The organism is Bacillus sp. JHAA (assembly GCF_036961585.1).
Lineage (GTDB): Bacteria > Bacillota > Bacilli > Bacillales > Bacillaceae > Bacillus > Bacillus velezensis.
This window is the reverse complement of record NZ_JBAMDE010000003.1, coordinates 511,180-523,532: the sequence shown is the minus strand read 5'-3', so window position 1 is coordinate 523,532 and position 12,353 is coordinate 511,180. Positions and strand designations below refer to the sequence as shown.

8 protein-coding genes are annotated in these 12,353 nt (G+C 40.5%); 2 read left to right on the top strand and 6 right to left on the bottom strand.

The features are described 5' to 3' along the window. Positions 1-4: 4 nt before the first annotated feature. Positions 5-190: a hypothetical protein gene (locus V7728_RS09690; protein ID WP_012117627.1), complete on the bottom strand. Its 186-nt coding sequence runs from the start codon at positions 188-190 to the stop codon at positions 5-7. 812 nt (positions 191-1,002) lie between these two features. Here V7728_RS09690 and V7728_RS09685 point away from each other — a divergent pair. Next, positions 1,003-1,101: a YjcZ family sporulation protein gene (locus V7728_RS09685; RefSeq protein ID WP_072589120.1), complete on the top strand. Its 99-nt coding sequence runs from the start codon at positions 1,003-1,005 to the stop codon at positions 1,099-1,101. Positions 1,102-1,824: 723 nt separating this feature from the next. Here V7728_RS09685 and ppsA read toward each other — a convergent pair. The 3 genes from ppsA to xylA all read right to left on the bottom strand — a co-directional run bounded on the left by ppsA (position 1,825) and on the right by xylA (position 7,565). Further along, complete coding sequence (gene ppsA, locus V7728_RS09680) at positions 1,825-4,422, bottom strand: phosphoenolpyruvate synthase (RefSeq protein WP_099566760.1); 2,598 nt, start codon at positions 4,420-4,422, stop codon at positions 1,825-1,827. Positions 4,423-4,596: 174 nt separating this feature from the next. Continuing rightward, on the bottom strand, positions 4,597-6,096 hold the full coding sequence (xylB, locus tag V7728_RS09675) for a xylulokinase (protein ID WP_099566759.1): 1,500 nt from the start codon (positions 6,094-6,096) through the stop codon (positions 4,597-4,599). Positions 6,097-6,227: 131 nt separating this feature from the next. Next, positions 6,228-7,565, bottom strand: a complete 1,338-nt coding sequence (gene xylA / locus V7728_RS09670; RefSeq protein WP_021493439.1) for a xylose isomerase — start codon at positions 7,563-7,565, stop codon at positions 6,228-6,230. A gap of 261 nt (positions 7,566-7,826) precedes the next feature. On the opposite strand from xylA, the gene xylR reads away from it, so the two are divergent. After that, the gene (xylR, locus tag V7728_RS09665) at positions 7,827-8,981 is read left to right on the top strand and encodes a transcriptional repressor XylR (protein ID WP_007410360.1); all 1,155 of its coding nucleotides are present in this window, start codon (positions 7,827-7,829) and stop codon (positions 8,979-8,981) included. A 142-nt stretch (positions 8,982-9,123) separates the two neighbouring features. On the opposite strand, the gene xynB is transcribed toward xylR, so the two are convergent. Together xynB and V7728_RS09655 are read right to left on the bottom strand one after the other, a co-directional pair. Further along, positions 9,124-10,725, bottom strand: a complete 1,602-nt coding sequence (xynB, locus tag V7728_RS09660) for a xylan 1,4-beta-xylosidase (RefSeq protein WP_099566758.1) — start codon at positions 10,723-10,725, stop codon at positions 9,124-9,126. Positions 10,726-10,767: 42 nt separating this feature from the next. Next, positions 10,768-12,159: an MFS transporter gene (locus tag V7728_RS09655; RefSeq protein ID WP_099566757.1), complete on the bottom strand. Its 1,392-nt coding sequence runs from the start codon at positions 12,157-12,159 to the stop codon at positions 10,768-10,770. Between the last annotated feature and the right edge of the window lie 194 nt (positions 12,160-12,353).

Sequence of the window (12,353 nt, the reverse complement as noted above, 5' to 3'; positions counted from 1 at the left end):
AAACCTACTCACTGCACTTTTTACAGCAGACCTTATCAGAGTGTTTGCTTAACACTTTATCCATTCTCCCCACAGGCATCTTCTTCACACTCGGAAGTGTAAGGTAAGCTGTTATCTCATCCCCTGATTTTAATGTTTTTCCGCAGATAGAGCATTTTAACTCAGTATTAAAGAAATTTTTTAATCCCATTCATAAGCCTCCTTATTTACCTTTATAAAGTAATACGTTAATGCTTTATAAAAGTTTCAGGTTAAAGAAATACTCCTTGCCTGGGAATATACTTCGTTTCAGTTGATCCGCAGCCGCCCCGGTCATCGTTATACCTCACTCAATCAGGGAGCTTCTTCCTTATATCCTCTACGACATTAAATGCGGGGAAAACGTTCATTCAAGAATTCAGCGTTAACCAAAAAGGAGAATACATCCTGAAATATGATAGCGGCACCGGTGATAGTGTCGATGGTTTCTTTAGATCTGTTGAGATCTAAATTCCGTTAGGAAAGTCGGCAGTTTTGCCGACTTTCTTTTACAAGCATTCTGCAGGAATAAACGTAAAGTTTCGAATAAACATATGACCTTTATGAAACGGAAACTTTATCTGCACCACAAACCCGCAAGCAGCCTCCTTTTATCTTACCTTCCGTCCCTTTGTGATTTGTTTTGATTTGTCGTATACTGCGCTTGCCCGGGAAATGATGAATATTTTCGTTAACTATAATTTCCCTGTACCTCTTCGTATGTGGTTCTGCATGATGAAGTAACTTCATGGCTCACCACTTTCATACACAGTTTTATTGCATGTTTAGCCATATCCCTCCTCTTTAAACAGCAAACCGTCCCATCCATTTCTCTCTTTCAGTTAACCTCCCATTATTTTATTGTTTTAGTAGCTCTTCATTTTAGACATAACATCCATTTTTTCTTATTTAGACTTAAATCTATGTCGAATTTTATCGTCCGGCATATTATGTACTATCCTAACAACAGGAGGTGGCAATAATATGGGGAACTACGGTGGAAATTATGGCGGAAACTCTTTCGTATTGATTGTTGTGCTGTTCATTTTGTTAATCATTGTAGGTGCTGCATTCCTTTTCTAGCACATTGACGATTTATATTCGTCTCCCAAACATTGCATCCCTTAGTTCGGACAGACGCCATAAGAAGTTTTATGGCGTTTTTACTTTTTAAAAAAACCAATCTGAGATAAACATTTTTTATTTTTACCTGGTAAGCGGGAGAGTTTCCACCCCTGCCTGCGCCAATATTGCCGCTATAAAGAATGAGGCGAACAATCCAAAAGGCGTTGTGATCCATTCTTTAAAAACGATTCCGAAAATCAACAATTCGCAAGCAGTTCCATATAAAAATAGCTAAACCAGTGATTGCTCATTGGCTAATATTCTTATCGCCTAAACAATCTGATACATATCCAGTTCAACCGCTCATCATGTTTGATGATGGGCCCGTTGTATCTTCTGCAGACTTTTCTTTTTCAAAGACACCAGACTTATCTTCATCTTTAACGCCATTAACCCAATAGGTCATTTTGTTTTGAATAAAGACTTGTTCATGAACATAGCCCCTAAATAATTGTTACTAAGGCGTTTTTAATTCATCGGATTACAGATGTTGTGAACTTAAAAAGGATATTACTCACCTTCATAAAAAGATTTAGTCACTGAAGGGCTCACCCAGAAAATGCGGTGTTCACACATTGAGTCATTTTCACATAAAAAAAACCGGATTCCTCCTCTAAGAGGTTCCGGCTTTTCTTAGTAAAATGCGGGAAATATCTGGTGACGTGCTGCACACCCCCGCTATTATAATATTTCAATAGAGCCTTCTGTTCCATGAACGCGGATTCGCTGCCCATCTTTTATCAATTGGGTTGCATTTTCAACTCCGACAACTGCAGGTAAGCCGTATTCACGCGCGATAACCGCTCCGTGGGTCATCAGTCCGCCAACTTCAGTGACCAGGCCTTTTATGGATACAAACAATGGTGTCCAGCTGGGATCAGTATAGGAGGTAACTAATATATCCCCATCTTCCAAATCGGCATCTTCCATGTTTAAAATAACCCGTGCCCGCCCCTCTATGACCCCCGAGGAAACGGGCAGCCCTGCAATCGCTCCGGCCGGGAGATTTTCTCGTTTGTACTCGCCTGTAACGATTTCACCGTCAGACGTGATAACACGCGGCGGAGATAGTTTTTCATATACTTTATACTCGCCTTTTCGTGTGCTGATGATTTGGTAATCCAATTTATGTGTGCGTACGACTTCCTGAAGTTCTTCAAAAGTGAGATAGTATATGTCTTCTTTTTCATGAATAACGCCCGCTTCTGCGAGTTGTTCGGCTTCTTTCAGTAAAGCCTGCTTATAAACGAAGTAACGGCTGATCATGCCGTATTTTGGATATTCCCTGAACCCGCTGAAGTTCCGGATGATGCGGATCATTCGTTTAGTTTCTTTGGCTTTTTGTTCACCATCCGGTAATTGCTTCAATCGGCTTAATAACTCTTGTTCTTTCTTCAAAGCCTCCTGCCGCCCTTGCTCAAATTTCCGCTGGCTGGCATTTGGCTCAAAGTTTTTGAGATTATTAAGAATCATAGGGACAAGTGCAGTTGGTTTTTCGCTCCATCGAGTTCTTGTCATATCAATTTCTCCGGCACATCGCATTCCGTACTTGTTGAGATAAGCATAGATAGCGTCACGGGTTTCCCGCCCGCCTTCAAACGTCACCAGCCCATCCAAAAAGTGATCATCTTTTACATTCTCTAAATAGGCAATTACTTCTGGATAAGGGCGGATCACATCGGCGACGTCCAATAGCGCAAGCCCCATTTCTGAAGTAATATTATGGGGTACAGATTGAGAAAGCGTATCTGCTGCGTTTTTTTCACCTAACCACTCGTTCATTTTTTCGTTAATCCATGATGAAGCATCCATTGCAGTTCGAATCAACACCGAACTTTTTGGGTTAAATAGAATCTTCTTTAATTCCTTGATATCTTCCAAAATAAAACGGAATAAATCAGATCCTGATTTCGTCTGGATGTTTTGTTTTAACTCTTCTATCGATGCTTGACTGCTCTTAATCAAATCAGAAACAATTGCCGGATCGTTTTCAGCTTGTTCCGGCATATCTGCATTGCCTTTGCCGGGAATCGGTGCCGTTTTATCAGGTATCGGCTTAATGAAATCATCTCGCTCTATTATGGTCATAAGTGCGTCTTTTAAGAGCGGGTCGTGCTGCCCCATGCCTTTTAAGAAAACTTCTCTGACATTAGGGGATGCCAGTTGATGTGTGACATCAACGAATAGCCTTCCGCCGGCTTTACGCATGGGTGCAGCAGTCGTCAACAGAAAAAAAGACAATCCAAGGGGTTTTATGGGATCCGTCATCATTTGCTGATGACCAACAGAGATATAGACGTGATTTTCTTGATCGTTCGCTTCAGGAACGGGATATAACGTTGTGATCGGACGGCTTTGGACAATATAAAAAGTATCGCGGTCCAAACACCATTCGATATCTTGCGGCTGGCCGAAATGAGCTTCGATCTGTCTCCCGATACGTGCCAGCTGTAAAATTTGTTCATCAGTCAGTGTTTGAATCTTTTGCTGATCAAGAGCGATCTCCTGTGTTTCTGTTCCGCCTTCTTTTCGTCCATAGATAGCCAATTTTTTAGTTTCTATTCTCTTATCGACGATTTGCCCGTCCTGTACTTTATAACAATCGGCAGAGACTAAGCCGGAGACCAGTGCTTCACCAAGTCCAAAACCGGCATCGATGGATAGCAGTTTTCGGTTTCCGGTCATCGGATCAGCGGTAAATAAAATTCCCGAAGCCTGAGGGAACACCATCCTTTGGATGATAACGGATAAATAAACTTGGCTGTGATCAAACCCATTTTTCATACGGTAAATGACAGCGCGATCCGTAAATAGGGACGCCCAACATTTACTGATATGCTGCAAGATCGCATCGACGCCGGTAATATTTAAATAGGTGTCTTGTTGACCGGCAAAAGAGGCATGCGGTAAATCCTCAGCTGTCGCACTGGAACGTACGGCATAGGCATGTTCTTCGCCGAACCGGGAGAGATGGCAAGCAACTGCTTTGACTACATCTGAAGGAATTTCTGCTTCGATAATGGTTTGCCGGATTTTTTTGCTGACTTCACCAATTTGATCGCGATTCTCCGCTTTCAGCATGGTCAGTTGATCCAACAGCGCTTGTAACGTTTCGTTTTGTTCAATGGCTTTTTGATATCCTGCGGTTGTGACACAAAATCCTTCCGGCACTTGTATTCCTTGAATTTTTGATAATTCCCCTAAATGTAACCCTTTTCCTCCTACGAGCAAAGGCTGTGTTTTTTCAATTTCGTGAATGCCGAGAACCAAAGAACTCATTCTATATCTCCCCTTCAAAAAAATTTGACAAGAGCTTTTCAGCATGATATAATCATAATATAAGATGGATAACTATGACTTTTCACACAAAAAGCGCACGTGTTCTGATTATATCACCGTGTCTGTTTTTGTGCAATATAAAAAGAACCTGGCCAATTTGGCGAGGTTCTTTCTTCATTTTTGTCGAAAGCTCTTTAAAGCTGTATTGAGATCTTTTGTGTGAACGTAAATGTTCTTATACAACTCGAATAGTGTTTTATATTTTTGAACATTTTGTTCTTTTGGATAAAATGCAGCTGCTTCATGAATGAACTGCTCTGCACATTCTTCAAGAGAGTCAAACCACCCGCTTCCGAAGGCAGCTAACATCGCAGCCCCCATGGCGGGACCTTGTTCATTCTCTAACTTAACCACCCTCGTATTGAAAATATCAGCTTGCATTTGAAGCCACGTTTCATTTTTAGCTCCCCCGCCAATAGAGACAACCGTATCAACTGATTTTCCCGCTTCGCGGAATAGTTCAATTGATTCATATAAAGAGAATGTGATGCCTTCCATTATCGCCCTCAAAAAGTGCTCTCTTTTATGGGCTCCGTCCATTCCGATCAAGCTTCCCCGAATAGATGAATCAGCATGCGGCGTTCTTTCACCGACTAAGTAAGGAGTGTACAGCAGTCCATTTGCTCCTATCGGAACAGATTCCACTCCCCGCAATAATTGTTCAAACGATTCGTTTGGCGCAAACGTTCTTTTAAACCAGTCCAAGCTGTACCCTGCAGCGAGCGTGACTCCCATCGTATAAAAAGAATCCTTCTTTCCATGATTAAAAAAGTGCACTTTCCCTTTAAAGTCCCTTTCTTTGTCTTCTTCACAGGAAAGTATGACTCCTGACGTCCCGATACTGCATAATGTTTTTCCGGAAGAAAGAATACCGGCTCCGACAGCACCGCAAGCATTATCTGCTCCCCCGGCGTACACTTTTGTTTTTTCCAACAGCCCAGTCTTCGCCGCAACGCTCGGAAGCAGCGATCCTACACAGTCATGGGATTCAACAAGCGGAGGACAAATTTCCGCTGAAATATCAAATTGATTGCAAATCTCATCGCTCCACTCTTTGCGGGTCATATGTAAAAGTAACGTTCCCGCTGCGTCGGAGTATTCAGTGTGAATGGCGCCAGTCATGCGGAATCTCACATAGTCTTTCGGAAGCAAAAAAACAGCGGTTTTGTGAAAAAGTTCAGGCTCATGTTCCTTCACCCATAACATTTTAGGTAATGTAAACCCTTCAAGGACACGGTTTTTTGTGATATCAAGCAGACGATCGCCAAATGTCTCGGTTATCCTGCTACATTGAGGCGTCGTTCTGGTATCATTCCAAAGAATCGCATGACGCAGCATTCGCCGATCTTGGTCAAGCAGTACTAACCCATGCATTTGTCCTGAATAGCTAATCCCGTCAATATCCCCGGCTTGAACGTTGGATATCGAAATCAATTCAGCCAATGCTTCAATTGTTTGCTGCACCCAGTCTTCAGGATTTTGCTCACTATATCCCGCCTTCTCTTGGATGAGCGGGTAACTTTTGGACGTTTCTGCACAAACCTTGCCGTTTTGATTGACTAAAATGGTTTTAACGGCACTCGTACCAAGATCTATTCCAATGACATACTTCATTTTTTCACTCCTTCCTCTCTAAATAGATCCCCATTGAATTGACCCGCCATAACAGTAACTTCATGACGGTCAATTCCGGGAACTTGGCTGCCTGCATCTTTTTACAGCGGGATCTGGAGCTTCTTTTTTCATTATACCTGTAAAATGTATTGATTTAATATCGCTTTTAACCGCTCCTGTCTCCCTGATTCGTTTTTAATTGGCTGATTGTTCAGCGCATATTGCTCAAGTGTCTTAAAATCAGCTCTTCCTTCTGCAATTTCAAGCCCAATCCCTTCAGTAAAGCTGCGGTAACGGTGTTGAATCACATCTTCAAACACACGATCTTCGATTAATTTGTGGGCGGCTTTCAACCCTCTTGCAAATGTATCCATCCCTGCAACATGGGCATATAGTAAATCATCAGGCTCAAAAGAAGATCTCCTGACCTTTGCGTCAAAGTTTAATCCTCCGCTTCCAAGACCGCCATTTTGCAGAATTTCGTACATTGCTAATGTCGCAGAATATAAATCTGTCGGAAATTCATCTGTGTCCCAGCCTAAAAGCGGATCACCCTGATTCGCGTCAACAGAGCCAAGAAGGCCATGCACTCTCGCCATGCGTAATTCATGTTCGAATGTATGCCCGGCTAATGTGGCATGATTGGCTTCGAGATTTAATTTAAAATGATTGTCTAAGCCATATTGCTTTAAAAAGGCAATGGTTGTTGCTGCGTCCGTATCATATTGATGGGTAGTCGGCTCTTTTGGTTTTGGTTCAATCAAAAACTGCCCTGTATACCCGATTTCCTTCGCATAATCCACTGCCATATGCATAAATCTGGCCATATTATCAAGCTCAAATTTTAAATCGGTATTTAACAAAGTTTCGTACCCTTCACGTCCGCCCCAAAATACATAGTTCTCGGCGCCAAGCTCTTTTGCTGTTTCTAATCCTTTTTTTACTTGGGCTGCGGCATACGCAAATACATCTGCATTACAAGAAGTCGCCGCACCATGGACGAAACGGGGATTCGTAAACATATTTGCAGTATTCCATAATAGCTTAACGCCGCTGGTTCTCATGTAGTCTTTTATCATGTCCACGATTATATCCAGATTTTGATTTGTCTCTTTTAACGTACTTCCTTCCGGTGCGATATCCCGGTCATGAAAAGCAAAAAATGGCGCATCTAGTTTTTCAAACAGCTCAAACGCTGCATCTACCCTCGCTCTCGCCAGATCCATGCCTTTATAGTGATCCCACGGTCTCTGCATCGTAGCTGCGCCAAAAATGTCTGTGCCGTCAGCGGTAAATGTATGCCAATAGGCAATAGAAAATCGCAAATGCTCTTTCATCGTTTTTCCGCCAATTACTTCTTGAGAATTATAGTATTTAAATGCTAAAGGATTCGTGGATTCTTTCCCTTCGTAAATCACTTTGTTTGCGCTTTCAAAATAGTTGACCGAACCGGAATGAGAGTGAGCCATGTGTGATTTCCCCCTTAAAAATAAATTCTAAACATGATCATTCAAATACAGATGCTTTTATCATGTTGCACATTAGTTTGTTGCCCAAACAAACTAACTTATTTTCATCTTATATAACCTCATCAGTATTTTCAATATTTTTTTTAGTTTTTTACGAACACATTAGATATAATAAAGGTTGGATTCGCTATGTACTGCGTTTCGCACGATAACACAGAACGTTCAACTTAATTTAAAGATTATACAAATGGAGTGGATGAAGTGGATATCGCTGATCAAGCCTTTGTCAAAAAAGTTAACCAAAAGTTATTACTAAACGAAATACTTAAAAATTCACCTATTTCAAGAGCAAAATTATCTGAAATGACCGGATTAAATAAATCAACTGTTTCGTCACAGGTAAACACATTAATGAAAGAAAACCTCGTATTTGAAATCGGTCAGGGACAATCAAGCGGCGGCAGAAGACCTGTTATGCTTGTTTTTAATAAAAAAGCAGGATACTCCGTAGGAATAGATGTTGGCGTGGATTATGTTAATGGCATTTTAACAGATCTTGAAGGGACGATCGTCCTTGATCAACACCACCATTTGGAATGCAATTCTCCAGAAATCACTAAAGATATTTTAATTGAGATGATTCATCACTTTATTGCAAAAATGCCGCAATCTCCATACGGTCTTATTGGTATAGGGATATGCGCGCCCGGGCTGATTGACAAAAATCAAAAAATTGTTTTCGCTCCGAACGCCAACTGGAGAGATATTGACTTAAAATCTTTCATCCAAAAGAAGTTCAATGTGCCCGTTTTTATTGAAAATGAGGCAAATGCCGGCGCATATGGAGAAAAAGTATTTGGTGCTGCAAAAAATCACGATAACATTATTTATGCAAGTATCGGTACAGGAATAGGGATCGGCGTTATGATCAACAATCATTTATATAGAGGGGTTGGCGGATTCTCTGGAGAAATGGGACATATGACAATAGACTTTAAGGGTCCTAAATGCAGCTGCGGAAACCGAGGCTGCTGGGAATTGTATGCTTCAGAGAAGGCTTTATTAACATCTCTTCAGACGAAAGAGAAAAAAGTGTCCAGCCAAGATATCATAGACCTTGCCCATCTGAATGATGTTGGAACTTTACAGGCATTACAGAATTTTGGTTTCTATTTAGGAATAGGCCTGACCAATATTTTAAATACATTTAATCCGCAAGCCATCATTTTAAGAAACAGCATCATTGAATCGCATCCTATGGTTTTACATTCAATTAAAAGCGAAGTGTCATCCAGGGTTTATTCCCAACTAGACAATAGCTATGAATTATTACCATCTATCTTAGGAAAAAATGCCCCTGCTCTAGGAATGTCCTCTATTGTTATTGATCATTTTCTCGACATGGTTCATAACTGAATGTACATACTTCTATGTTTTACGCTCATCTTTAAAGATGGGTTTTTTTATTCTAGGAGTATTTCTTAATCAATACTGACATAGGCACCTTCTAATATGAAAAAGGAGTTCTAAAATAGAAATCTCCTTTTTCATGTGCACATTATTTTTCTTTATAACGAAAATATCTGAAGTCGGCCGAAATATGATGACCGCTCGTATCTTGGCATTGCATCCCTACAAAAGCTCCTGTAAAGAATCCCCCGCCGCGGATGTAATCATCTGATAATTTTTTCGATTCTAATGCAATGTCGATTTTGTGCCAATCTTCTTTGTTAAATGAATACAAATAATAATATTTTTCGTTTTCAATATTCACTTTTAAATAGACATACTTGACTTCACGAGGAATCACAATTTTATTTTTTAACGGTTGTGAAAAAGAAAAGTTATCACATATCGTTAATTCAAGAATACGGCCAAGTTCTTCATCATACGTGACTTGAAGAGCCGTCCAGTTCTCTGTATTGTAATAGTTCACCAAACCAGCAGCTTGCTGAAAATTTTCCGGATAAAACGCAACAGCCGTTTCCGCTTCAAAATGGAGGCTTTGCCAGCGTCTGGCTACAAATGCCTGAGTAAATGTCGAAGTTAAGGATTCATGGCCATATAATCGTAAATGATTTGGCGCTTGAGTTAATGAACCTAATTTCTCCGTAAACGGAATTCTTAACGTTTGAAAATTAATATTTAATGTTGCATCCTCAAATTCATCAACTTCCGGATACGTGTCTTCAAACATTGTTTCAGGTATAGAAGGCGCATCCACCTCCAAGCTCCCTTCTTTTCCGCCTGCTACATAAGGCCAGCCATCTTTCCAATAGAGCTTTTGAATAGCTGTTTCTCTGCCCAGAGGACAATATCCTCTCTGCTGAAAAATTGAATCATCGTCCGGATGAATGGGACGTCCCGTTAAATGAGCTAAATACCACTCACCTGTATGTGTTTGTACAATGGATGCATGTCCGCATTTTTGCAGCGGATTTTCCGGCGCATGCCATGACGTTAAGATAGGATTATCGGGATGAACTTCATATGGACCCTCAATATTTGCAGAACGGGCAATTGTAGCAGCATGTTCGAACCGTGTTCCTCCTTCTGCGGTTAATAAATAATAATAGTTCCCGATACGGTAAAGGTGCGGCGCTTCTGTCAGCTTTCTTTCAGTTCCTTTAAAAATCACTTTCGGTTTACCGATTAGTTTTTGCTCCTTATCAGAATATTCCTGCATGACAATGCCTCCAAAGGAGTGCCGATCAATACGCTGATCCCATAACATATTTAATAAATATTTTTTCCCATCCGTATCATGGAACAAAGAAGCATCAAAACCCGAGCTGTTTAATGTGATCGGCTCCCCCCAATCACCATTAATCGTGTCACAAGTCACTAAATAATTGTGGCAATCTTTCCAGGCGCCATCTACAACCTTAACATCCGTATAGATCAGCCAAAACTTTCCGTCGCTGTAACTTAAACATGGCGCCCAGACCCCGCCTGAATTAGGATTTCCTTTCATGTCTAATTGCGAAACTCTCTGTAATGGATGTGCAACTAAGTGCCAATTGACTAAATCTTTTGAGTGGTGTATCTGGACTCCCGGAAACCACTCAAATGTAGATACAGCGATATAATAATCCTCTCCAACCCTGCAAATACTCGGATCGGGGTTGAATCCTTTAAGTACTGGATTGATAATCTTCATTTTGAACTCCTCCTCAGCTATTTTCTGTTGACTCATCATGTTTTAAGCTTTGAAATCGTCAATATGATCCAAATAAACTTTGTCTCTATTCTCTAATTCTCGAACCATGCTTTTATATTTTTTCTCATCTAAGTTATAGAAATTAATATCAATCATGGCCAGAACCAGTAAGACCACGGGAATAATGGTTGTTGTAATTAAAATTCCCGTCAATGCCTCCGGCGTTTGCACCTGATTTGCCACATATCCAAACTGATCTAGAACCAAACCCGGTACAACCCCTCCCAAGGCCATGCCGAATTTAAAGAAAAATCCGATAATAGCGTATATAAGACCGCCCATTCTTTTCCCGGTCTTATACTCTCCATATTCTATTGTTTCAGGAATAAGCGCCCACATATATCCCCCGGCAGTGAGACTTCCTGCAGCAGCCAGCAATCGAAAGGAAAGTATCAGGAATACATTACTTGACGGAACGAAAAGTAAAGCTAAGAGGCCGATCATATTCAGTAATAATGCATAGTTTAGTAATTTCTTCTTCCCTAATAGTTGATGAAGCTTTGGAATAAACGGTAAAATGACCAAAGCAGGCAAACTTCCCAACAAACCGTACCACTTCACTAAATCCGCTCTTTCTAAATTATACGTTACGTAATAGATGCCAACCGAATTACTGATTGAATTCACTCCAAAAATAATAATAAAGAAAATACTTAATACAACTAGAGGCCGATTAACACGAAATTGCTCAAATATATCCGGAAATTTAATTTTTTCTTCGGATTTTTGAAGCGTGACACGCTCTTTTGTGCTTTTAAAACAAAAGATTAAAAGGCACCCGCCTATAACTCCCATAATACCCATGGTTAGCTGCCAGCCAAGAGATTCGCTGCCGGAATTATCGCTTAAATAAGCAGCCAGTAAGGGAACAAAAAATGCAACGACAAGTCCTCCAAGATTTGCAAATAACATACGGACAGACGTTATACTAACAACTTCTTGATTATTTCTGGTCATTGCAGATGTTAACGCGCCATATGGCACGTTTATCATGGTGTATGTAAGCGATAAGCCGACATAGGTGATATAGGCATATATTAATTTCCCCTTATCCGAAAAATCCGGGGTTGTAAAACAGAGTATTGCCAATATGACAAAGGGAAAAGCTCCGAATAAAAGATACGGTCTGAAGCGGCCAAACCTGCTATTTGTTCTGTCAACTATTGTTCCAATAAAAGGATCAGCGAGAGCGTCGATGATTCTAACCACTAAAAACATCGTACCGGCTGCTGCTGCCGATAAACCAAAAACATCTGTATAGAAGAACAAAAGATACGTAGACACTGTTGCATAAATTAAATTACATGCAAAATCTCCAGACGCATATCCAACTTTTTCAACCATGCTGATCTTCTTTACATTTTCACTGAGCATGATTTCTCCCCTTTTCGATCCTTTACATAAGGAACATGATGAAATGGTATAACATTTTTTTAAAATTATCGGCCAGTGAGCGGTATATAAAAGCGCTTTCAAAAAAATGATAGCGGTTTACTTTCACAGAGCATTTTCAACATCCAAATGGTGATCAGATAGCAGTGAACAGGATAAAAGCTTGGCTTTCGCTT

Bases quoted from the DNA above. Each gene is read 5' to 3' on its own strand.
- V7728_RS09685 (WP_072589120.1), top strand. From the start codon at position 1,003: ATGGGGAACTACGGTGGAAATTATGGCGGAAACTCTTTCGTATTGATT.
- ppsA (WP_099566760.1), bottom strand. From the start codon at position 4,422: ATGAGTTCTTTGGTTCTCGGCATTCACGAAATTGAAAAAACACAGCCT.
- V7728_RS09655 (WP_099566757.1), bottom strand. From the start codon at position 12,159: ATGCTCAGTGAAAATGTAAAGAAGATCAGCATGGTTGAAAAAGTTGGA.
- xynB (WP_099566758.1), bottom strand. From the start codon at position 10,725: ATGAAGATTATCAATCCAGTACTTAAAGGATTCAACCCCGATCCGAGT.
- xylB (WP_099566759.1), bottom strand. From the start codon at position 6,096: ATGAAGTATGTCATTGGAATAGATCTTGGTACGAGTGCCGTTAAAACC.
- xylA (WP_021493439.1), bottom strand. From the start codon at position 7,565: ATGGCTCACTCTCATTCCGGTTCGGTCAACTATTTTGAAAGCGCAAAC.
- V7728_RS09690 (WP_012117627.1), bottom strand. From the start codon at position 190: ATGGGATTAAAAAATTTCTTTAATACTGAGTTAAAATGCTCTATCTGC.